At 47.0% G+C, this 22,936-nt stretch carries 26 protein-coding genes; 12 read left to right on the top strand and 14 right to left on the bottom strand.

Going from position 1 to position 22,936, the window contains the following annotated elements; translation table 11 throughout:
* The first annotated feature begins 67 nt into the window (after window positions 1-67).
* On the top strand, window positions 68-409 hold the full coding sequence (locus CMM32_03080) for a hypothetical protein (GenBank protein ID MBT05883.1): 342 nt from the start codon (window positions 68-70) through the stop codon (window positions 407-409).
* Window positions 410-540: 131 nt separating this feature from the next.
* A complete protein-coding gene (locus CMM32_03085; GenBank protein MBT05884.1) occupies window positions 541-1,026 on the top strand; it encodes a hypothetical protein in 486 nt (161 codons plus the stop codon).
* 44 nt (window positions 1,027-1,070) lie between these two features.
* Here CMM32_03085 and CMM32_03090 read toward each other — a convergent pair whose 3' ends face one another.
* The 3 genes from CMM32_03090 to CMM32_03100 are packed head-to-tail and all read right to left on the bottom strand — an operon-like array spanning window position 1,071 to window position 3,236.
* Window positions 1,071-1,562, bottom strand: a complete 492-nt coding sequence (locus CMM32_03090; GenBank protein MBT05885.1) for a hypothetical protein — start codon at window positions 1,560-1,562, stop codon at window positions 1,071-1,073.
* A gap of 21 nt (window positions 1,563-1,583) precedes the next feature.
* The gene (locus CMM32_03095) at window positions 1,584-2,417 is read right to left on the bottom strand and encodes a hypothetical protein (GenBank protein MBT05886.1); all 834 of its coding nucleotides are present in this window, start codon (window positions 2,415-2,417) and stop codon (window positions 1,584-1,586) included.
* Between the two features lie 54 nt (window positions 2,418-2,471).
* A complete protein-coding gene (locus CMM32_03100) occupies window positions 2,472-3,236 on the bottom strand; it encodes an oxidoreductase (GenBank protein ID MBT05887.1) in 765 nt (254 codons plus the stop codon).
* Between the two features lie 149 nt (window positions 3,237-3,385).
* On the opposite strand from CMM32_03100, the gene CMM32_03105 reads away from it, so the two are divergent.
* From CMM32_03105 to CMM32_03115, 3 genes are all read left to right on the top strand, one after another.
* Window positions 3,386-3,706 (top strand): D-fructose-6-phosphate amidotransferase, encoded by a 321-nt coding sequence (locus tag CMM32_03105; GenBank protein MBT05888.1) that lies wholly within the window; start codon window positions 3,386-3,388, stop codon window positions 3,704-3,706.
* Between the two features lie 416 nt (window positions 3,707-4,122).
* Window positions 4,123-5,988, top strand: a complete 1,866-nt coding sequence (locus CMM32_03110) for a quinonprotein alcohol dehydrogenase (GenBank protein ID MBT05889.1) — start codon at window positions 4,123-4,125, stop codon at window positions 5,986-5,988.
* A gap of 167 nt (window positions 5,989-6,155) precedes the next feature.
* Window positions 6,156-6,650, top strand: coding sequence for a hypothetical protein (locus CMM32_03115; protein ID MBT05890.1), 495 nt, complete (start codon window positions 6,156-6,158; stop codon window positions 6,648-6,650).
* A gap of 55 nt (window positions 6,651-6,705) precedes the next feature.
* On the opposite strand, the gene CMM32_03120 is transcribed toward CMM32_03115, so the two are convergent.
* Window positions 6,706-7,146: a hypothetical protein gene (locus CMM32_03120; protein MBT05891.1), complete on the bottom strand. Its 441-nt coding sequence runs from the start codon at window positions 7,144-7,146 to the stop codon at window positions 6,706-6,708.
* 37 nt (window positions 7,147-7,183) lie between these two features.
* On the bottom strand, window positions 7,184-7,657 hold the full coding sequence (locus CMM32_03125) for a hypothetical protein (protein MBT05892.1): 474 nt from the start codon (window positions 7,655-7,657) through the stop codon (window positions 7,184-7,186).
* Between the two features lie 169 nt (window positions 7,658-7,826).
* Here CMM32_03125 and CMM32_03130 point away from each other — a divergent pair, with 169 nt between their 5' ends.
* Both CMM32_03130 and CMM32_03135 read left to right on the top strand, forming a co-directional pair.
* Window positions 7,827-8,690: a symporter gene (locus CMM32_03130; GenBank protein MBT05893.1), complete on the top strand. Its 864-nt coding sequence runs from the start codon at window positions 7,827-7,829 to the stop codon at window positions 8,688-8,690.
* Window positions 8,691-8,749: 59 nt separating this feature from the next.
* A complete protein-coding gene (locus CMM32_03135; protein ID MBT05894.1) occupies window positions 8,750-9,436 on the top strand; it encodes an isochorismatase in 687 nt (228 codons plus the stop codon).
* Window positions 9,437-9,442: 6 nt separating this feature from the next.
* On the opposite strand, the gene CMM32_03140 is transcribed toward CMM32_03135, so the two are convergent.
* The 9 genes from CMM32_03140 to CMM32_03180 all read right to left on the bottom strand — a co-directional run bounded on the left by CMM32_03140 (window position 9,443) and on the right by CMM32_03180 (window position 17,726).
* Window positions 9,443-9,913, bottom strand: a complete 471-nt coding sequence (locus CMM32_03140; protein ID MBT05895.1) for a hypothetical protein — start codon at window positions 9,911-9,913, stop codon at window positions 9,443-9,445.
* Between the two features lie 4 nt (window positions 9,914-9,917).
* Window positions 9,918-11,222, bottom strand: a complete 1,305-nt coding sequence (locus CMM32_03145) for a homoserine dehydrogenase (protein ID MBT05896.1) — start codon at window positions 11,220-11,222, stop codon at window positions 9,918-9,920.
* Between the two features lie 85 nt (window positions 11,223-11,307).
* Complete coding sequence (locus tag CMM32_03150) at window positions 11,308-11,922, bottom strand: glutathione S-transferase (protein MBT05897.1); 615 nt, start codon at window positions 11,920-11,922, stop codon at window positions 11,308-11,310.
* A gap of 101 nt (window positions 11,923-12,023) precedes the next feature.
* Window positions 12,024-12,914 carry a hypothetical protein gene (locus CMM32_03155; protein MBT05898.1) on the bottom strand — a complete coding sequence of 297 codons (891 nt, stop codon included), beginning with the start codon at window positions 12,912-12,914 and terminating at the stop codon, window positions 12,024-12,026.
* Window positions 12,915-13,040: 126 nt separating this feature from the next.
* Window positions 13,041-14,249 carry a CoA transferase gene (locus tag CMM32_03160; protein ID MBT05899.1) on the bottom strand — a complete coding sequence of 403 codons (1,209 nt, stop codon included), beginning with the start codon at window positions 14,247-14,249 and terminating at the stop codon, window positions 13,041-13,043.
* 91 nt (window positions 14,250-14,340) lie between these two features.
* A complete protein-coding gene (locus CMM32_03165) occupies window positions 14,341-15,162 on the bottom strand; it encodes an enoyl-CoA hydratase (protein MBT05900.1) in 822 nt (273 codons plus the stop codon).
* Window positions 15,163-15,193: 31 nt separating this feature from the next.
* Window positions 15,194-15,559 (bottom strand): zinc/iron-chelating domain-containing protein, encoded by a 366-nt coding sequence (locus CMM32_03170; GenBank protein ID MBT05901.1) that lies wholly within the window; start codon window positions 15,557-15,559, stop codon window positions 15,194-15,196.
* A gap of 97 nt (window positions 15,560-15,656) precedes the next feature.
* Window positions 15,657-16,670, bottom strand: coding sequence for an NADP-dependent oxidoreductase (locus tag CMM32_03175; GenBank protein ID MBT05902.1), 1,014 nt, complete (start codon window positions 16,668-16,670; stop codon window positions 15,657-15,659).
* 132 nt (window positions 16,671-16,802) lie between these two features.
* Window positions 16,803-17,726, bottom strand: coding sequence for a hypothetical protein (locus tag CMM32_03180; protein ID MBT05903.1), 924 nt, complete (start codon window positions 17,724-17,726; stop codon window positions 16,803-16,805).
* A gap of 785 nt (window positions 17,727-18,511) precedes the next feature.
* On the opposite strand from CMM32_03180, the gene CMM32_03185 reads away from it, so the two are divergent.
* The 5 genes from CMM32_03185 to CMM32_03205 all read left to right on the top strand — a co-directional run.
* Window positions 18,512-19,276, top strand: coding sequence for a DNA-binding response regulator (locus CMM32_03185; GenBank protein ID MBT05904.1), 765 nt, complete (start codon window positions 18,512-18,514; stop codon window positions 19,274-19,276).
* A gap of 313 nt (window positions 19,277-19,589) precedes the next feature.
* Entirely contained in the window at window positions 19,590-20,249 is a 660-nt protein-coding gene (locus CMM32_03190) for a hypothetical protein (protein ID MBT05905.1), read from the top strand.
* Window positions 20,249-20,602: a hypothetical protein gene (locus CMM32_03195; protein MBT05906.1), complete on the top strand. Its 354-nt coding sequence runs from the start codon at window positions 20,249-20,251 to the stop codon at window positions 20,600-20,602. Before CMM32_03190 ends, CMM32_03195 begins: the two co-directional genes overlap by 1 nt.
* 155 nt (window positions 20,603-20,757) lie before the next feature.
* Window positions 20,758-22,215 (top strand): hypothetical protein, encoded by a 1,458-nt coding sequence (locus CMM32_03200; protein ID MBT05907.1) that lies wholly within the window; start codon window positions 20,758-20,760, stop codon window positions 22,213-22,215.
* A 70-nt stretch (window positions 22,216-22,285) separates the two neighbouring features.
* A partial coding sequence (locus tag CMM32_03205; protein MBT05908.1) for a hypothetical protein occupies window positions 22,286-22,936 on the top strand: 651 nt, incomplete at its 3' end.

A 22,936-nucleotide genomic window follows, 5' to 3' on the forward strand; every position in this document is an offset into this window, starting at 1 on the left:
GATGAGAGGCACGAGCCTTATCCCCCGCGGATCGGTCTTGAACTTCAGCAGCATTGGAGTATTTGATATGAAAACCACCGTTAGTATTTTTGCAGCAACCATGCTGTCCGTGTTGTCATTTGCAATGATTGCCGCAGCGGAACCAAATATGGGGTTATATAAGGCCTGGGGTATGAACCCTTCCTTACATCATGCCTCGCCGCTGACCTACAAGGTGGCACCAGAATGTGAACCGGTGCCATCGGTCAACAATGTGGGGTTGGGTAGACATACCACCAATTTGGGAAAGGCCACTGCGGTTGCAGAGTGGTGTGCTATTCCTATACTTGGAGGACTTAGAAGTTATGGGTCCTACGCTCCTGTACTATTTGAATTTGCGGGAGAGGCTCCCAACAGTGTGGGTGGTTAAGGACGAAAATATAGAACCCGTTTAGCACCCGCCACCTTTGGTCCAAACAACATGGGTGGTTGGGAGGTGGCCATACTTAGGTTCATCCGTTAGAATACTCGCGGGTTTCGTGTCTTATTTGTGGAGGGAGTATGACGACGAAGCAATTTTGTGGCCTAATCTTGGTATCGCTGTGGTTGAGCGCTTCTAGTGCTTACGCCGAACATGAGCACCACAATGGCGCTGAAACACCATCGTCTGATGCTGTTGCTGATAGCGCACATAATCACGAGGCACTCCACCAGCGGGTTACGGTATTGGCGGCAGGACCTGATGCTCCAACCTTGGATTTGGTGGTTACAAAAGATGTTGATCACGGGTGGAACGTCAATTTGGTTACAACAAATTTTCAGTTTGCCCCTGAAAAGGTAGGGGGGCAGGCGGTTCCGGGAGAGGGACACGCGCATTTGTATGTGGACGGCGAACAAGTAGCCCGTGTTTATGGACCGTGGTTTCACATAAGCAAGTTGCCCCATGGATTAGTGGATATTACCGTTACGTTGAACGCCAACGACCATAGCCAACTTGCTGTTGGAGAAGAAATTTTGTCAGTGACCAAACAAGTCCAGTGTCACTGAACTAACTTGCACGATTTGCGCCTCGCAAGGCGTTTCATTCTATTCTAATGGTGATGGTGGTCGCTTTCGGTGTCTGACTGCGAAGGGTCACGTCGCACTGTTAGTAAGGCGCTGACCTCCCCATGATATTTAAAATGCAGCACAATCGTGTGGGTGTCTCCCGCCTTTAGGGGATGTTGAAGATCCATGAACATTAGGTGAAGCCCACCGGGAGTTAAATTTACGCTTTGCCCGGCAGGAATTTTTAGTCCGGATTGAAGAGGACGCATTTTGGCTACGTCGCCATCCATTTTTATTTCGTGAATCTCTGTGTGCCCAGCAAAGGGTGCGCTCACCCGTACTAGCAGATCCTCTTGCTCGCCCATATTCATAATCGTTAGATATCCTGCCCCAACCGGTGCCGCTGGCGCAGTTGCCCTAGCTCTAAGATCTTGTATCACTAGGGAGCCCACCTTTGTCTCTGCAGAGTAAGCCTGCCAAGACGGAGTGCTTGCTAGCACAATGAGGGCCAAGAAAAGAATGTTAGTTAATTTCATTTTCGCTACCGTTTTTTATGTTTAGGGTGTGTCGGGATTGTATACACTTATAGGTCGGTGGGTTTTGTATACTGGATTTTGGTCCTCCCAGAAAACCCCTGACGCAGCGCCACCATCAACAACTATTGATTGCCCTGTTAGAAAGGTGGACCGCTCACTTGCTAAGAAGACACACATCTCCGCAATATCTTTAGGCCGACCAACTCGCGGGATAGGTTGCGGGATAGGCTGGCGTTCAAGACGTTCCTCTATGACTGAATCGGGCTTGCCGACAGTGTTCACGTTTAGGGGCGTGGCGATATAGCCAGGGCAAATCGCATTTACTCGGATTGATTCTGCGGCAACAGACATGGCCGTTACTTTGGAGAGGTGCACAACTGCCGCTTTGGCTGCTGAGTAGACCAAGGGCCCGCGTCCAGCGGTGATGGCAGAGATGCTGCCCGTATTGATTATGCTGCCACTTCGTTGCTTTCTCATTATGGGGATAGCATGCTTCATTCCAAGGAATACTCCTTTTACCAAGACATCAAAGGTCATATCGAATTCTGCGACTGGGATATCTTCCAGAGGTCCTAATGCGCCGCCAAAGCCAGCATTGTTGAACATGCAGTCCAGCCGCCCCCATTGGGAAATTGCTAGTCCGATGGCACGTTCGATTTGATCTTCATTTCTTACTTCCGCGTGAGAGAATATTGCGTTTGGGCCGAGTTTGCTTGCGAGGGTCTTGCCTCGGTCGGCTTGCATGTCGGCAATGACGACTTTAGCACCTTCTTGGACGAATAGCTCGGCTGTTGCTGATCCTATGCCACTGGCTCCACCCGTTATAACAGCAACTTTGTTTGCCAGTTGGCCCATATTTGATGCTCCTGCCAGTTGTCTATTAAAGCCACACAACCATTAATATCAGGCTTAGGCAGTAAGGCCGCCATCAACCATATTGACCGAACCCGTTATATAACTTGATTCATCGCTGGCAAGAAAGAGCATAAGATTCGCGATTTCGTCTGGCTCGGCATACCTGCCAAGAGGCAGGCGCCCTGACATTTTTTTACGAAATTGCTCGGGGTTTTCGGGAGAAAACCCCTTTTCAAGGGAGCGCATCATCCGTGTTTCGACAGGAGAGGGGTTTACAGTGTTGACCCGAATGCCGTCGGGTGCGCCCTCTTGAGCAGCGCTACGCATTAGTCCTATGACACCATGTTTACTGGCTACGTAAGGAGCCAGACCTGCTCTGCCTCGTACCCCAGCGATGGATGAAGTAAGCACTATACTTCCGCCTCCGCCAGCTGCCATTTGTGGCATAATGTATTTCAGCCCTAGCCAGGCACCCTTGAGATTGACGGCCAGCACCTTGTCAAAAACTTCCTCGGGGCAGTCTGCAATCGGATGCACCTCACCCTCTATTCCTGCGTTTAACAAAGCGATATCAATGCCGCCTAAAAAATCTTTTGCGAGTGTGACGTATTTTTGTGTGGAGGGTTCATCTGCAACATTTGCTACAGTGTAGTTTGCTTGGGCAGAGCCCGCGGCTTGGACGGTGGTGCGAAGGCCTTCTTCATTTGTGTCTACGAGAAAAACACGTGCCCCTTGGTTTACAAATAATCTAGCGGTTGCGGACCCTATGCCAGCGGCAGCGCCGGTAATTAGAGCCCTTTTATTTTTCAGCCTTTGCATTTCTTGCGATCCTATTCTGATTTGGGAAGAGGATGGTGTAGCAAAATTTTTCAAGGGAAGTATTGATATGATACTTGAGTTTCTATGATACTGGAACCGCCTTTCCGCTGACTACGAAAGTCGTGGTTGCGTTTAATTAAACTTGGTTAATGTATAGGGGAGCCTTGATGCCTATTTATGTGATCTTTGAAAATGAAATTCATGACCGCGCCAAATATGATGAATACAAAGCGGCGGTTCCCGAATACGTTGCCCGCCATGGGGGAGAATACTTGGCTCGGGATGGAGCCATAGATGTTCCCGTTGGCGACTGGAAACCGAATCGGGTCGTAATTTTTAAATGGCCTTCAAGGGCAGCATTGGAGGCCTTTCAGGCGGATCCTGATTATCAGCCTTGGAAGAAATTGAGAGAATCTGTGACTACTACCAAACAATTATTGGTTGTGGAGGGATTGGCTGAGAATGTGTGAGCATTCTCTGGCATAGCGGTGTGGTGGCACAAGTTGTGAGAAAAGCGCATGAATCAAGGATGATTTGTGCCCATATAGTGTGTGAAAATATGTATGACACCATATCTAGTAAATAGTGGGAGGGGTTTCCCCGTCTATGTAAATAGCCCCGGATTTAAGAAAATTGGATGGGCTGAGATATTCACTTTTTTTTCCAAAATTAGGCGTGCAGTTTTGCATCCGGGTTATTGACGTCTCTCTTGAAAATGGCCAGAATACGGCTGTTTGTTAGGTTTCCGTTACGCCTCACATCGCGCGAGTGTGATTATCACAATCTGTGTGGGGAGGGAGCGGAGTTAGGTGTCGCATCCGATTGGCGTTTAATTGGTTGTGATTTTCTTAATAAGCACTCGCGTAACTAAAGGGAGATAAAACATATGACAATTACTCGAGTAGCTTCGAGTTCAGCAAAAGCTCTGTTGGCTGTTACAGCAGGCGCCGCAATGTTGGCGTCGGCTGCATTGGCTGGCAATGTTACCCAAGAGCGTTTGCTGAATAGTGAAGCCGAACCAGAGAATTGGATTCATCATCATGGTAACTATGAGACCCATCGGTATTCTCCGTTAAGTGAAATTAACAGAGACACCATTGGTGATCTTGTCGTGAAGTGGACCTATGCAATGGGTGATCAACACGGCGGTGGTCAGGATCCAGTTAAGTTTAGGTCGTCTGGTCTAGAGGGTACACCTCTTGCTGAAGATGGCTTTTTATATATCACCACGGGCTGGGGTACAGTAAGTAAACTAGATGCTCGCGGTGGCACTGGAACGTTGGTATGGGAGTATGATCCAGAAGCCGACAAAGACTGGGCTCCAAGCGTGCTTTGCTGCGGTATTAACAACCGCGGTGTTGCGTTGGGCGGAGACATGGTCTTCTCCAAGGTGATTGATGGACGTGTCATTGCTTTGAATAAGGCTGATGGTTCGTTGATTTGGGAGGCTCAAGTCGCTGACCCTGGCATTGCTGAAACAATGACTGGTGCTCCATTGGTTGTTAATGGTCTGGTTTTGACCGGAATGGCCGGTGCTGAGTTTGGTGTTCGCGGATGGGTTGCAGCTCTTGACATGAATACAGGTGAAGAGCAGTGGCGCAGACATACTATTCCTGCTCCAGGTGAGCCAGGCAACGAGACTTGGAAAGATGATCATGGCGCATGGGCTACGGGTGGTGCTTCCACTTGGGTAACTGGTGCCTACGATCCTGAGTTGAACCTCATCTATTGGGGTACGGCGAATCCTGGTCCAGACTGGGATAACGAATATCGTCCTGGTGATAACCTCTGGTCGGATAGCACGATCGCGTTTGACGCGACTACAGGCGACTTCGTCTGGGGTTTCCAACACACACCAAATGATCCTTATGATTATGACTCCATTGCTGAGAAAACCTTGGTTGATGGCGTGATCAACGGTAAGTACCGTCAGGCTGTCTTGCATGCTGACCGTAATGGTTATGCGTATGCCATGGATCGTGCTGATGGTTCATACATTTGGGGTACTGTGTACGTAGATTATGAGAACTGGAGTAATGGTCTTGACGAGAACGGTCGTCCGAACTCATATGACCCTAACGTAGACGTCCAGCACTACAACCCAGGTACGGCTGCACATCGCGGAACGACCACTGAGGTTGGAGCTAAAGGTACTGTAGAGGGCATCCTTTGTCCTTCGCATGCTGGTGCTAAGAACTGGTCGCCAACTGCGTATAATCCAGGTACCAAAATGTACTACATTCCTGTAAATGAGTCCTGTAACCGTGCATTGACGATTGTTGCTGATCCAGATTGGGATCCAGCCGTTCGCCAGTGGTTCTTGGGTGGTTATCCATACCAGACCTTCGGTGACAGTGATCCAGCTGTACAGTTTGCCAATGGCCGTTTTGGTCGTTGGATCGGTAGTGTGACAGCCATTGATGTTACTTCTGGTCGCATCGCTTGGAAGACCCACACCGATTATCCTCAGTATGGTGGTCTTCTCACGACCGGTGGTGGGTTGGTGTTCTCGACCTACGCCGAAGGTAAACTCGTCGCTTTAGACGCGGTTACCGGTGAGGAGCTCTGGGAGTTCGACATGGGTGCAGGTGCTAATGCTCCTGCTATGACCTATGAAGTCGAAGGCAGACAGATGATCTCCGTTGAAGTTGGTTATGGCGGGGCCCACGAACAGTGGAGCAACGACATCCATCCGGAGTTGTGGTTAACCAATGTTGCAAACATGTTGTATACATTCGGTCTCCACAATTAGGGGATAAGGAGGATGGGTCGGCACTAAGCGTGCCGGCCCACCTTTTTTTTTGCCTAGGATTAGGGCTTGTCGGTTCTGCTTAATCCAAGGGTTGTGGAGGTTTGTTAGGCCTAAGTTGTTAGTATCTTATTTGATCGTAGTTAAATTACTTGGTAGAGGTTTCCCGGATGAAATTAAGAGAGATTATAAAGGTGCTGGGTTGCCTAGCACTAGTTATAGGGTTGTTTTCCCATTGGGAGCGTGGTCCGTTGGGTATTTACCCGGCTGAAGCGGGGGCTGGTCCTGATGCTACAGGCGCCGAGGCGGAGCCTAAAAAGAAAAAGAAACTAAAACCCCGCCCGATAGTGCACAAAGAATTCCTGGATATCTGTAGAACTTGTCATAAGCCTGATGGTAGGGGTGGACGGAGTTATGGTGGGTATGCCGCGAACCTTCATGAGACAGAGCTGGACTTAGAGGGACTGGTCTATATCATAAAATATGGACGGGAAGATATGGGTATGCCGGCCTTTGAAGGGGTTATTGGCGAGAGGACCATGTATGCCGTGGCCCAGTTTATTATCGATAATTTCAAGGGCGTGCCGTTGGATGACTCAGTGGCAGGACACGCGGGCAATCCCGACCTGATTAATGTAGAGACAGAGGATCTAGGAGATCAATAATAATCGTATTGGTTATGGGTGGGGCCGGCATGGCCCCATTCCTTGGGGCCCGATGTTAATCCAGTATTTTTGAGTTAGCTTCTTGGATTTGTGCTTGGGTCATGCTCTCTTCCAAGCGTTGCTGCCATAATACGAGGTAGTCCTCACCATCGTTTAGGGCTCTTGTGATCCACCTGTGCGCCTCAATAGAATCCTTGTGCATTGTGGCATTTACGTAAATCATTTTTAGAACGCTATTACCTCCTTGGAACCCTAGCTTCTTGGATTTCCATGCCCACTCGTAAGCATGCGAGAAATCCACGACTTTCGCGCCGTCTTTGATAGCCTCGTTTTCTTTGACGTAAGCGGCCCGGGCTACCATGTACATTGCCCGTCGATCACCGTTTTCGGCGCGGCAGAGGTTTCCATCAAGGCCCGAGGGACAGTCTTCTCCAAAGGTTATTCCACTGAAGCTGAGCATTGCTAAGCCTACGACTACATATAGCTTCTTAATCATTTTCGTGGAGCTCTCTAATAAGTATAGTTGCAAAGGGTTAATCCAAGTCTAGCACTACTGAATTGGCTTCATCTATTTGCGCTTTGGTCATGGTTTGCTCTAGGCGCATCAGCCACAAGATGACTACTTTGTGGCCGGCATCAGCTGGACCCTGATCCGCTTCACCCTCTTCTTTCTTTCTGTTTCCTTCGTTCACACCGCGGGTTAACCATCTGTGTGCTTCCACGGGGTCATGGTGCAAATTTGCATTGATATAGATCATCTTAAGGATTTGGCGTCCCCATCGGTCGCCGCCTTTCTTGGATTTCCAAGCCCACTCATATGCTTCAGAAAGATCTCCGGTTTCGCGGCCTTCCATGTAGGCCGCTCTGGCTACCTTGAACATTGCATGTGGATCTCCACTTTCTGCCCTACAAAGGTGTCCCTCCGCCCCAGATGGGCAATCGTTTGCAACCGCGGGAAGGCTTAATCCCAATATCAGTACAGAAATAACACACAGAAATGGTTTCATTGATGGCTCCTAATTCCCAAGTAGTTGACTGCCACAGGAATTATTATTCTAGACCGGTGCCTGTGGTCAACTCCGCTATAAGTAATCTTATCATGTCTTGTATACGATTAATCCTATATGATGGATTGGATCTGAAGCTCAATTAATACTTGCAGGGTAGGAGATGGATATGGGCATAGTGACCGATGTAATTTTGCCGCTGGCACTCGCATTTATTATGTTTTCACTTGGTCTTGGCTTGACCTTGGAGGATTTTTCCCGTGTTGTGAAGCAACCGCGAGATTTTGTTGTTGGAGCTTTATCTCAAATTATCCTCCTGCCACTTGTGGCCTTTCTTTTGGTTAAGGTGTGGCCTCTTTCTCCTGAAATTGCTTTAGGTGTCATGATTATTGCTGCAGCTCCAGGGGGCGTTACTTCCAATATTTTGACGTCGTTTGCTAGAGGAGATGTTGCCCTCTCAATATCGCTAACCGCAGTTATCAGTTTGTTTAGTGTTATTTCTGTTCCCTTAATCGCCGTATTTTCATACAACCATTTTATGGAAGGAAGCATTGGGGAAGATCTTTCCATCGCAAAAACTGCTGTCAGTGTTTTTGTTATCGTGACAGTTCCAGTGCTTGCCGGTCTATTAGTTCGCCATTTCTGGTCATTATTTGCAGTTCGTATAGAGGCTGTCACCAAACGAATTTCCACGGGACTGTTTGTATTAGTACTTCTTGGCGCAATCGCTAATGAAAGAGCTAATATTGTTGAGTACTTTTCACAAGCGGGCTTGGTTACCTTAACCTTGAACATAGTTATGATGGCGCTTGCTTACGTTATAGCGCGGGCGTTGGCCACGGGCATTCGGCAAAGAATTGCTATCTCCATTGAATGTGGTTTGCAGAATGGCACTCTGGCAATAACTGTAGCCGTACTGTTATTTGGCGGCGGCGCTGTTGTTATTCCGGCCGCGACTTATAGCCTGATAATGTTTGCTACTTCTTTACTTTTCATTTTTCTGTTACGTAAAACAGAGTTGGATGTTGACTAGTTTTATTTTTATAGAAAGTCGAGGGCTAGGTGAAAAAGGGGGGTGATATAGTGAAAATAATGGGGGTTCTTGCAGCTTTGGTAGTGCTTTTCCTTACGACTGGAAATAGCGGGGTCCTCGCGACGGATGTCGATGAGTATTATCCTGCCAAGGCCACTGCTGTCATTATGGTTGACCCTTTCAATGACTTCATTGCGGAGGGCGGAAAATTGTGGGAGAGGATCAAGCCAGTCGCTGAGCAAGTGAATTTGATCGAGAACTTAAAGCGCTTGGCAGAGGGGGCACGTTCTAAAGGAGTTCGTGTTGTTTACGCCCCTCATAGAAGATGGAGGGAGGGGGATTATGAAAATTGGAAATTTTTGCACCGGAACCATATTGGCGCGTCCAAATTTCAAGTATTTGCTCATGGCGAATGGGGTGGCGAATTTCACGATGAGTTGAAGCCTATGCCTGGTGACGCTGTTGCTAAGGAGCACTGGTTAACCAGCGCGTTTCCCAATACAGATTTAGACTATATCTTGCGCCAACATGGGATTGAATATGTGGTTGTAGTTGGTTTGGTAACGAACACCTGTGTCGAATCCACAGGAAGGTATGCCGTGGAAATGGGCTATCACACGACATTCTTAACCGACGCTGTTGCTGCGTTTAGTCCGGATGAGCATGAGGCTGCGATTAAATTTGATTATCCGCGAATAGCTCATGCAGTGCGCACAGTCGACGAGTTTCTTTCTATGGTTGAATAAGAGAGACTAGTGGCACGATTTGAGATGCATGCGAAGTAGGACATAGTTGACCGGCCATGCAGCTATAAAACCAGCTGGTATCGCAAACATAATGCCAATCCAGAAAATACTGGAAAAAATGGAAGGAGCGCTTATTCCTCCGATGTAGAAGTCGACCCAATTCATTGCTAGTTCCATTACGCCAATTGATATTATTTCAGCAACCCACACTATACGTAATGCATCAATGAGCTTAAGGTTTTGGTCCTGCATTAGAGGGCGGACGGCAAGAGAAATGCCAATAGTGAAAGCGAGCGCAACCGCTAAGGCAATTGTTAGGGTTACACCCAGTTGTAGGGTAACGCCAATCATTAGCCCTAACACTTCCCCTATCGCGCAGCCGGTAAGGCAATGCAAGGTCGCTGCCGCTGAAGTGCGCCAAGTTGGGGGCGAGTGATGTCCTGAGTGGGAAAGTTGGGAACTCTGATCTGTTGGCATCAAATTACAAACTTTCTATATGAATAATTCTCGGGGTCTCTACCACTGAGGCTAATGTTTCTATTTGTTCCATCGCCTTGCGAAGGTTGACCCCATTAGTTTCATGAGTAGTGATCACCACGGGAACTGTGTCATCAGGATTTCGTGATCTTTGTAGCATGGACTCCATCGACACGTCGTGGTCGCGTAATCTGGCAGCTACATCAGCGATTACTCCTGGCTTATCTACAACCATCAGACGGATATAGAATGCGGAAGGAATTGACAGACCAGCTTTCTTTTCAGCAGGTGCTAGTTTTGCAGCAGGAACTGAAAAAGTTGGCGTTCTATGGCCACGGGCAATATCAATGATATCTGCAGCCACTGCCGATGCTGTAGCTCCCCCTCCCGCGCCAGGGCCCTGGTACATAGTATCCCCACAAATATTTGTTTGAACAACGACGGCATTGGTTACGCCATTAACATGGGCGAGTGGGGTATCCTTAGATACCATGCTAGGTTGCACCCGTTGTTCGATCCCATGCTGGGTCTTCTGTGCGACGGCCAGGAGTTTAATAGCGTATCCCAGTTCCACCGCGTACTCGATATCGACAGAGCTTATAAACCTGATGCCCTCCACGGAAATTGAGTTGAAATCCACAGCTGTACCAAAAGCAAGACTGGAGAGCAAAGCGAGTTTATGTGCCGCATCAACGCCATCAATATCGGTCGAAGGATCGGCCTCAGCGTATCCAAGATCCTGTGCTGTTTTTAAGACATCTTCAAAGTTCTGGCGGTGACCAGAAGCCGCTGCATTATGCATCTCTGTTAGAATATAGTTGCAAGTTCCATTCAATATGCCAAAAACACCATCAATAGTATTTGCAGCCAGACCTTCCCGCATCGATTTAATTACCGGAATCCCGCCGGCGACAGCCGCTTCGTAGCGCAATTCAATATTATGTTTTTCTGCTTGTTCCGCTAAGTTTGCCCCGTGCATCGCCATGAGAGCTTTATTCGCGGTAACAATGTGTTTTCCATTCTTTATGGCTGCTTGGCATAGGTCTAGGCTAATGCCATCACTTCCCCCAATTAACTCACAGATTACATCAACGTTTTTGTCCTTGGCCAAACCTGTGGCATGTTCATGCCATGTGAGGCCATCTATATCAAAGTCCCTTTTTCGAGATTTATCCCGCGCGGAAACGGAGGTTACTTCAACGGAAACGCCGCATCGAACTTCAATGGTCTTTGCTTGTTGTCGAAGTAATTTGACCAGACTACCGCCCACAGTTCCTAGTCCTGCAATCCCAACTCTTAGAAGGCTCACGACTCTTTCTCCGCTACACTAAGGTCCAAAGTTGCCTGACGGGCCTACTCTTTTGCATAGATAGCTCCGCACGCTAAAAGATAAACTACTCGGNCCCAGTTTTCCAAGCTTTCTCTAGGCTTGGTCTAGACTCAAGCCGTTCAATATACGCTCTGACATTAGGTTTGTCCGATAAGTCTGCTCCAAGGCGGCCAGACACCACACATGCGTGCCCTGTCATGATATCCGCTCCACTAAACTGGCCTGCTATATACTGTTTGCCTTCAAGGCCCGTTTCTACTGCGTTAAGCATCCTGGTTAGAAGTTTTTTTGCACGTTCCTCATTCACTTTGCTCCTTCGGTCCTCAGGAAGTAGAATGGTTTCTACTACTATGATATTGACTTGGGGCATGATCATTCCCTCTGCGTAATGGAGCCACTGCAAATAAGTGCCAAAGTCAGGGTTTGAGGGTTCTGGTGTTAATTTTCCTTCACCATATTTAGCCAGTACGTACTGAACAATAGCTCCTGACTCAAATATTTTTGTACCGCCATCTTCAAGCACAGGGACGCGGCCCATCGGATGTACTTTTAAGTATTCAGGGCTCCGCATTCCAGGATCACCCAATTTATAAAGTTCTAAATCGTAGGAGAGACCGAGTTCCTCTAAAAGCCATACAATGCGTACAGACCTGGTATTTGGTGCGTGATGAAGTTTCATATTAATCCTTGTCATTTATTTAAGCTTGTTAGGCTGTTATTTCCTATTTCTGCCATTGCTATTTCGAAACTGAATTATCTATACCAATTAATATTTTGCATCTACCTTAGTTTTGCTTGAATCTTTGTGAATTCTTCTAGGTGCTTATCTTGATCCCCCGCAAACCGAAGAATTAGGTGGGTTGCGCCAGATGTGATAAATCCATTTAACCATTCAGNGGTTTCAGAGAGAGGACCTGCAAAGCAGGCGGAAATTTTTCGCATATGGAGAGCGGCTGGCCCATAATATTTTTTAAGGTAGGCATTAAGTCGTTCGTTTGCAGTTTCAACGTCATCATCGATCGATAGGGTTAAATAGGCCGAGCAGGTTAATCCATTTGGGTCTCGATTTGCATTTTGGGCGATTTGTTGGACCTTGGACCAATCTTTACCAATTCTCTCAGAATCAGGTCCTAGTGGCATCCAGCCGTCTAAGTATTTTCCAGCCCTCTGTAGGCTACCTTCTGCCGAGCCGCCACCCCATAGAGGGGGGCCCTCTGGACGATGTGGGGTCATATCAAGAGAAGTCTGGCTTAATTTCCAGCGGCCATCCCAGTCAACCTTCTTTCCTGACCATAGTGCTTTACATAGGCGCAGGCCCTCCATCATTCTACCCACACGTTTCTCCCAGGGGACGCCCGCCGCAGCAAATTCAGAGCGAATGCTTGGAGCATCGGCAGCTATCCCAAGCCCCAATATTAGGCGTCCGGTGCTAATACGATCTACAGTGGCAACCAGGTGGGCTAGTACTACCGGGTTTCGGAGCGCTGGCAATAGAACGGCTGTCCCTATGNTTAAGTCAGTAGTTCTGGCGGCAACCGCGGCCAGTAATGTAAATGGTTCGTGACGAGGCTTGGCCAAGAGGCTATCGCCAACCCAAATGGAATCAAACCCTAAGCCTTCAGATTTTTCTGCCCAAGTAAGCAAAGGAGCTGTTGCAGGTTCGCCATTCATTACTAACTCCCTAGTCGGGAGCAGGTATCCAAATTTTGTAGGCACGGGTGAAAGGTCCTCCTAAGAAATATTGTCAGCCGGAGAAGGTACTCGGGGACCAAGCATTCCCCGTCTTTATGGTCACATTCATTTCAGAGGTTTTTGTGGAAGGGGGGCTATATGGATAATACCTTTTTCCGCCAGGGCAAGTATCTCTTTTCGGTTGTACCCCAGTTCATCAAGTATTTTTGTGGTTTGAGCACCAAGCGGTTGAGGAGGTAAGCGAACCTCCGGCCGGACGCCATCGTACTTAGCCGGATGAGCAACGAGGCGAAGGGTAGAGCCTAAGTCTGTGGTGATCTTTGAGAAAGATCCATTGTGTCGGACTTGAGGGTCCTCAAGCACGGCGGCGTAATCGTTGACGCGAGAATACCAAAGGCCTTCACTCTCTAGCTTTTCTTCTACGCTTACCAAATCTAGGTGAGAGATAGCGCTTTGGACTAAATCGGCGATTTCTTCCTTCCGGCTAAAAGTCTCAGGCTCACCAAAGTCGGCTAATTCAGGCTTGCTGAGGGCCTTCGCTAGCGAATTCATGGGGCCGAGTGAAATAGCAATATAACCATCGGTTGCCTTGTATATACCGTACGGCCCCGGGAAGTACCAGCCTGCTATATTTTTGGGAGGTCGTTGGTTATGTGTAGCTCCGTTGAGATAACAGACTAACGACTCGTTTTGCAAATCTAGTGCTGCTGAAAGTAGGTCAACTTCTACTTTGGTTCCTTTACCGGTTTTCTCACGTCGGTACAAAGATGCAAGTATCGACATAGCAAGAATTTGTGCGCCATGGTGGTCAGCGGCTGACACTCCCACGGGGACAGGTGGCTGGTTCTGGTTGCCATTCAGGTTCGCTAAGCCGGATAAGGCTTGAATAACCAGATCTTGTCCGGGTCGTTTACTATAGGGACCNTCCTGGCCGAAGCCTGAGGCAGATGCATAGATTATTTTTGGATTGATCCGCTGTACTGTTTCGTATCCAAAGCCCAACTTTTCCATAACACCTGGCCGAAAATTTTCACTGAGAATATCAGCCGTTTTTAATAATTTTTGGATTATTTCATGGCCAGCGGGGTCTTTGATGTCTATGGCCAAGTTCTTTTTATTTCGGTTACCACAAAGGTGAAGCATACTCTCCCCATCTACTTTGTGGTTTGCTCCTCCCCAGTGACGCTGAAAAGCTCCGCNTACAGGCTCAATAGAGATAACATCGGCACCCAAATCCGCGAGGACCTGGGTTCCCATAGGTCCTAATAAGAAATGGTTGAAGCTAAGAACGCGGATATCTTTCAATATGNCCATAATTTTCCGTCGTCACTGTAAACATTAGGTAGAAAGAAGGATAATATTTTTTATGATGGACACAATGGCCTAATTGTGCTCCAGGATTTCATTATTCACCTTTGAAGACCGGCGCTCGTTTTTCAATAAATGCCCGGACCGCCTCTTTGTGGTCTTCTGTTTGGGCGGTTTGTACAAGTCTCTCGGCTTCGTTGTCTAACGCTGACAGAAAATTCTCCTTCAGGGCGTCTTCGAGATTTTCTTTTATGTGGCGCAAAGCGATTACCGGGCCATTTGCTAGTTTGTGAGCTAGCTTAAAGGTTTCTCGTTGCAAGTCTGAATCCGTGGTAACGCGGTTGACAAGTCCGATACGGCTGCACTCTTCGGCAGTCACTCGATCTGCCGTGAACATTAGTTCATGGGCTTTGGCAGTCCCCACCAATCTTGTTAGTAGCCAGGAAATCCCATAGTCGCCAGAAAGGCCAACCGCAGCATAACCTGTGCTCACAAAGGAGGACTCGGCAGCAATTCGGATGTCACAGGCCAGTGCGATGGCTAGGCCTGCTCCAGCAGCTGGACCTGGCAGAGAGGCGATAGTCGGTTTACGGACTTGCCGTAGGCTCCCAGTCAGAGTTCTTTGGCGTTCTTTCAGGAGGTTTATCTTTTGGTCTATTGTTTGGGTTTGGGGGGGTGTGCTTTGCCCCATACTTTTTACGTCTCCCCCCGCACAAAAGGCTTTTCCACTCCCTGTAAGGACTAGCGACCCGACCGTATCGTCTGAAGCCATTTCCTGGATTGTGGTACGAAGTGCGGGCGTTATGTTATCTCCCAACGCGTTCCGTACTTCAGGTCTGTTTAAGGTGATAGTAGCGACCCGGTCCTGTATTTCACATAATAATTCTTCGGTACCAGTGTCTACCTTAATGGTCGCCATGAGAAAATGCCTTCCTTTTCATAGATTCTGGCTAATCCGTTGTAGCGACCCATTCCGGGTCCTCCTGAGTGGACCTTTCGAAGGTAAGAAAATCGTAATACCCACATCTGCCTTTCCCAGGAAATTCGCGGCATATTTTGGGCCGAGCCGTATATATTGTGCAATTTCGGCTTTCCGTGTCTAAAAAGCGGCATATGGTAGTAAAGTGGGGGTCTAATTGGTGCCTAAGGATCCTCTCCCCCTTGGTTTCACCCTTTTTGGTGAATTTTTTTTGGGCTCTATCGGTAGAAATAGCAAAGTGTTTGGCCAGCCTTTTAATATCTGATTTGGTAACGACAATTTCCGAGTAAGAACAACAATAGGCTGGACATTTGTTGCAGTTGTAACGATTAGCCATTTTTCTCAGCTTTCTGGGTTGTGTCCCTCAAGGGGTGAGGGTGGCGCAGGTTGGGTTTTTATCTTACGCATAAATTAAGCTGTTGTCCGAAGAATTCTCAGTGCGAGAGTTCTATCATTAGTTTCCCGAAATTATCTCCTTGGAACAGCCTCAGAAGCGTTTTAGGAAATATAGACACATTTCCGTGAGCTACATCATGTTGAGTTTGAATTTTTCCAGAAGAGTGCCAAGAAGCAAGGTCCTTTTGCATGGAGGGCCACTTATTCTTAAAATCAAAATAAATAAACCCTTCCATCCGACTCCTGCGCCCCAAAAGATTAATATATGCGGCAGGGCCGGTTGGAGATTCAGTTACATTGTATTGAGAAATCGCCCCGCAAATCACAACTCTTGCTCCAACATTGATCCGCCCAAGAGCTAAGTTCAACGTCTCGCCCCCCACGTTGTCAAAAAATACATCTATCCCATTGGAGCATGTGCGTTTTAGCCCATCTCGAAGGGCTTCGGTTTTATAATCGATTGCATCGTCAAAATGAAGTGTGTCTATAATGTGCTTACACTTGTCGGGTCCGCCGGCGATACCCACAACCCTACATCCTTTTATTTTGGCAATTTGGCCCACGTGGCTGCCTACAGATCCTGCTGCACCCGAAACCAAAACGGTATCGCCCGTTTTTGGTTGGCCGATTTCTAGCAAACCACAATAGGCCGTCAGTCCAGCGATGCCCAAAGTATCGAGCCACATCGGAAGAGGAGCAATTGAAGTGTCAATTTTCTCCCAATTTCTGGCCTCGGCGATGCAAAAATTCTGCACTCCTCCTAGGCCTGCTACTTCATCTCCTTTGGAGAATGTTGGACTTTTGCTTTGTACAACCTCTCCAACTGTCAGGGCCCGCATGACAGATTTTAGGGGGATTGGGGGCACGTAGGTGGCGCGATCATTCATCCATCCTCGCATGGCAGGGTCTACCGAGATAAATTTATTTTTTACCAAGATTTCTCCGGTTTTTAACTCTGGAGTATCTGTTTCAATGATGTTCCAGTCAGAATCTTTTGGCAGGCCGACTGGTCTAGCCGCTAATAAGACTTGGTGATTACTGAGGGTAGTCATAGTCAATCCATGTGATTTATAAGGTTGTATAGCTTAAACTAAAGGGATTATCCCGATTCCACAAAAGCCAGCCTCGTTATCTCACAGGTAATGTGGAATCTCGAGGCTGGCTTCGAAGTGGCAGTTCAAATTTTATGTATCGGCTGACCAGCTGGAAGTTACTCCTCCCGGGAAAAACGCCGAATTACCTATTTCGGGATTTTGGTAAATTACCGCCTCTTGGTCCTCTGGCACATAAAAATAGTCTCCTGGCCGGAAATCATGTCCTAGATCACCAAGCAGCCGTTTTTGGCGAGGTGTGCATTTAGATAAAATTTCCCCTGGTACACCGCCATAATCATACCATCGAACAAACATCTGAGAATAGTTGTACAATATTGTCTTCCGACCATTGTCCGTGTTATTGGGAGCTGGCCCATGCCAAAGGGAGTGAGAGAATAGGTAGGCATCACCGGCTTTTCCTGTCAATTGCACTGCCCCAGGCCCATGTGGGTGCGGTATGCGGTCTCCATCAATTGGAAAGGACCGCATATGGCTTCCTGGATACACAGTAAAGTTCCCGCTATCAGGGCCGTCAACATCTGTGAGTAGATACATAACCTTCAGGGCTATTGGAGCGCTTGTCTCTGTGACCCGCACTCTTCGTTGTCCTGGCCCGCCATCCGTATGGGTATATCCGGGGAACCCGTCTTTCCCGCCCCGCACAATGGCTTGTGACATGGAGAACTGCAGGTCTGGGCCCATAATATCGACAATGAGGTCAAACACATTGGGTCGATCGATCAGATCGATAAACGCCTGATGATATGGCAAGAGGTCGCGCCGATCCATGAAGGATTCAGGTTCAGGATTTGCGTGATCCACCCATGCATAATGGCCACGAGGGACCTCTCCTCGGCCAGGTTCCCAACCAGGCAGCATGCGGATTCGGTCGACTTCCCCACTGAAAAACTCAACCTCCTCCGGGCTCAAAGCGCCTTCAATCGTAATATAACCATCGACACTCCACTGTTCTCGTTGAAGGTCTGTCAGTTGTGCCATGCCGTGATTTGTCATTGTATTATGAGCCTCTCTTAAAACCTTATATTCACATGGTACGTAGTTTAGTCATTGTACTCGTCTAGTCTATAGGGCCGCATTAAAAAGACCATAAGAAAGTCCAATTTTATAAAAATTGGTAGGAGTTAAGTAATTGAATTGCTTTTTTGAGCGTTTTTCTGGGCTAGTGGCATAACTTCGGCGGCAAACTTTTCGATGTAATCCAACCAGAGGTCGATATTAGTACCTTCAATCCTATGATAAGATGGTTTAGATCGACTTTAGCAAAACCAATGGCATCTTCTGTAATTTGATGTGCATTGCACGTAAAGGGTTTTCGGCCTCCCAGAGGGACTCTCCAGTTTGATACCAAGAAGCTCTAAGGCAGTGTCAGGGTTTTCCGGGAATTGCTTCCCGCGCTTATTTTTGTTTGTAGTTTGGCAATCGCGGCAGCGTATCGTGTCGGAGAGTCAGGATACGGAGGTATAGGATTTTATTGGTCCAAACGGCGGGTTTATGGCATTAAACCAAAAGCCCATAAAACCAGCTCTGAAAACCTCGGTATGACAAATATTAGGCCAATGAATACACTTATATAAGTGGCTACACAAAGTAAGAGGTAGGTCCAGTCACTTTCTTGGTTTGGTAGTGGTATTTGAGACATAAGCTATGCTCCCATTATTTCAGCTGACAAGGGAACATCTCATTTTGTTGTTAGCATGGTGAGAGTATGGCCTTTTTGTGTCTTTCCTAATCGACTGCGACATTTTGTTGCCACCATTTGAGTTCAGTCTGTGTGGCTGATGGAACATAGTGAGGGCATGATGGTGCATAGAATTGCGATAGTGGATGATGACAAAAATCTATTGGAGTCTCTAGAATATATGTTGAAATCTGAAGGCTTTTTTGTGGATATTTTTAGTAACGCTGAGCAAGCTTTTCATGGAATTAGACGGAATTCCATAGATCTTGTCATCTTAGATCTATGTATGCCTGATATTTCAGGGTTTAAGCTGTTCCAAAAATTAAAGGAAGCGATACCATCTCTTTCTGTCATTTTCTTGACCGCCAGGCACGAAGATTTTCTTGAGGCATCGGGCTTAGACCTCGGGGCTGATGATTTTATTCGTAAGCCTTGCAAAAATGAGGTTCTTCTTGCCCGTGTTAATGCCAGAATAAAGAAGCCGATTTTGGAATCATCGAACGGCATCAAAGGTTTTACCGAGGGGCAGTTGGAGGTAGATATTGATCGCAGGCAATGTTTTTGGAAGGGGGATGTTGTTCCGCGTCTTACAAAAAGTGAATTTAAGATAGTTTGGTTTTTGGCGCGGCGGGCTGGCATAGTTCGTACCCGTGATCAAATTATTAGCCATATCTATGGTGAGGGATATGCTATCCAAGATCAGGCCATCGATACTCATAAGAAAAGAATTGTGAAAAAATTTAAGCTAATAGATGAAGACTTTGATCAGATTCAGGCGGAATATGGGGACGGATATAGATGGAAAGAATCTGTTGGGCCTACGGATATCGAATTTAGAGGACGAGAAATATCGATTAGTGCCTGAACACTTTCTAGACACTTACTAGCGATGTTCTTTAATTTCTAAATTAAGCAATGACTGAAGAGTTTAAGCTCTCCAGGGTTCGTAGATAATTTGTCTGTCTTCACAGCCCTTAAAAATCCACCTTGTTGCCGGATTTCTGACATTTTTGGATGGAAGTTTGTTGCCGTGCCTTGTTCTGCAGTATTTCCAGTTTAACGAGCCAATGCTGCGGATTACAAACCTCCCCGGCGGAGGGGCGGGAGAAAAGGGGTATGCTGGAAATTGGACTTGTGCCCTGCCGTCCCTCCAAAGAGAGAGATAGATTGGAACGTGAATGAAGAACTTATCAGGTAGCTTAAAAGACTTTATCTCAGAGCCAAAATTAACTCAGTCTGCCGTGCGCTCGTCGTCGGGTAGCAATCGAAATGCTTCATACCCACCGACGGACTTGCGTCAGAAAAAAGCCTTAGAGAATTTACGAGACACTGGCCCTGTACAGCAAAGAGAGGGTGCTGAGGGCCCTGTTTCGGAATTGGCAGGCGAACTTATAGTAGGACATGGGGTTGTCTTAAAGGGGGCCATAAAAGCGTGCCGGGCTATTGAAATTAAAGGGGAGGTCGAGGCTGAGATTGAATGTGACCGATTGGTTATAGAGCCAAGTGGGCAGTTGAAGGGATCGTTTGTTTGTGAGGTTGCGGACATTGGTGGCGAGTTCTCAGGTACGGCTACTGTAAAGGACAAGATTTTGGTTCGGTCGACTGGCTGCTTATCAGGAGAATTGTCCTATGGAAGTATCCGGGTTGAGTTAGGGGGAAAGATAAGGGGAAAATGTCTAGATTCAAACGCCTCCAAGATGACTGTACCAATGGAGAGTGAAAGGGATTTAGGAGACCTTTGCAATAAACAACCTGAGCCACGAGAAACGTCTGTTCTCTCATCCCAAGGATCTAATTCTGGAATTGTCGAGAGTCCAATGCAAATATCAGGAGAGTAATGACCATGCTAGAAATATTATTAGCATACACTTACGCTATCATTATCGGTTCCATAGTAGAGTTAGGCAGCGCTACGTCAGGAGAGCCAGACCATACTTTGCCAGCGGTGTCTGAGTCTGTTCCGGTGGATGGTTCGCATTCCAAAGTTGGAAGTAGAAGTGCTGCAGATATGGAGGGGGGAGATGCGGAGCTGGATGGTCCCTCCCACGTGGATACAAACAACAATTTGTCTAACCAAACTATCAAAGAAGAAGTTTCATCTTTGGCGACAAGGCCTGGCCCAATTAACGATGTTTTCCAGGAGAAAGGTGCTACTCAGGATGAGTCTGATTTTGAGCGTTGGGCTAAGTAAAACAATCATTTGCTAGCCTTCCATCGTAACTCTTAGTAGGACTAACTATCAACTAACAGTTGATTGCACTATGCTGTAGTTTTCTGGTTTATAAAGGCGGCTGACTAGCCCTCGGAAAAATGGGATCCTTTGAGTGTTGGTAAGGTCATAAAACTATGAGATTGGCGGTACTTGCGGTTCTTTTTGGTGCTTTAATTTTATCTGGAGTTGGTGCTTCCAATGCCCAAACACTGACTGACGCCGATGTGCGTCAGTACGTAGCCGATCCTATCTATAATAATCTCTGGTTCGGTCTCTATTCAACTGATGATGAGAAGTATGGTTGGTGGAATGGGAATGAATACCGCAAAGGAGATTATTGGGTTTTTGAAGAAGCAAGTGAGATATGGTTTTTAGATCAAATTGAAGATGGTGGTAGGCGTTACGAGGAAAGAATTATTATAAGACAGAGTACTAAGGAGTACTTTGATATTAGGAATAGCTTTGTCCTTAGCAGAATAGAATCGGTGACCCAATTTGGTGATGAAATACGGAAGACCTCGGCCATTGTGGACAGTGGGAATATTTTTGTGGAAGTCGACCATGGTGAGGAGAGCTTCAATTTTGATGTTGAAGGATTTTCCCTCTCCTTGCACGATATATATGCACCGGTACTGTTATTGAGGAAGTATTCAGACTGGAAGGTCGGCGATGAGATAGAGTATCAATACTACGATCCTGACACTTTTAAGGTTTCAGTTGAGACAGATATCATAACTGAGATTGGAACGAGTTTTCGAGAAGGACTGCCACTAGATTTTTATCGAGTTAAGACGAAGCAGAGTGCAACAAGAAGCTCGTTTGAGGCCTTTCTTACAACGAGGGGATTGCCTTTGAGATACGTTGAGGCAACCGGATATGCGGTTTTGGAGGAAGAAACAATTGCAAGGGAAGGGTTGTCTTTCGGAGGGGCTAGTTTCCAGGATTCTATTGTCCAGATAGACAGGTCTTTGCCTTCTGCCGGGTCGTTGGATTGGATAAAAATTCGAATTGTTGGTAATTACAAAGGAGGTATTTATTCCGGATATCAGCAGCAGATTATCTATGAGGGAGATCAGACGTATCTTTTGTTAGGGAAAGATGTAGGGAGTCCAGAAATTGCAAATGCTGTGGAGCGGGTGCAAAATCTTTCTGAGACTGCTAACTATCCAATAGAAAGTAATGTAATTCAAAAAATGGTAGCCGACGCATTGGGCGGAGCAAGCAGTGAATGGGAGAAAATAGAGAAATTGGTGAGTTATGTAGATCGGTTTATTGTAGATGACTTATCAGCGAATTCTCTAAATGTTTTTGAGATTATTCAAAAGCGTCGAGGTGATTGTTCAGAGCACGCTTTGCTTTTTAACACAATGGCCAGAGCCGCCAGGATACCCGCACGTGAGGTAAGAGGTTTAGTGCATTTTTCGGATAAGGAATTTGGATTGCATGCGTGGAATGAAGTGTTAGTAAATGAAGTTTGGCATGCGGTTGATGCGACTTGGAATAAAACAGAAATTCCCATTACCCATATCAAATTTTCGGCCAACCGAAATGTTCTGAAGGAGATTAGTTTTAATCTGATTGAGATGCAATGAGGGTTGGGCTTTTCCCATTGCAAAAAGCGACTGGATGAAAGTTTATATGAAATGGAGGCGTTTAGGGTAAATGCCATATGTTTTCTATGATACGGAGACCACGGGTGTCTCAACAGCCTTCGCCCAAATTTTGCAGTTTGCCGCCATTAAAACTGATGATCACTTGAATGAAGTTGACCGTTTTCAGATACGCTGCAGGTTGCTTCCCCACATAGTTCCGTCCCCGGCAGCGCTGCTCGTGACCGGGATTACTCCAGACATTCTATTGGATGAGAGCCTGCCCAGCCATTACGAGGCAATTCAGGAGGTTCGACAAAAGCTTATGGAGTGGAGTCCAGCCATTTTTGTTGGATATAATTCCATTGGGTTTGATGAGGAACTGCTGCGGCAAGCATTTTTCCAGACACTGCAGCCTTTGTATTTAACTAATACAAATGGTAATTCCCGGTCGGATGTCATGCGCATTGCCCATTCGGTTCACATGTATAGGCCAAATACCTTAGCCATTCCTATAGATGATCGGGACAGGGAGACCTTTAGGTTGGATAAACTGGCTCCTATCAATGGCTTCGATCATAAGGATGCCCATGAGGCGATGGCTGATGTTGAGGCAACAATTCATGTTGCTAAGTTGGCAAAAAATATGGCGCCAGATGTTTGGACGGCTATGAGCGACGCCACTAATAAGAATAACGTAGTGAAGTATGCGATGCGGGAAGAA

It is taken from the genome of Rhodospirillaceae bacterium (assembly GCA_002728255.1).
GTDB lineage: Bacteria > Pseudomonadota > Alphaproteobacteria > UBA7887 > UBA7887.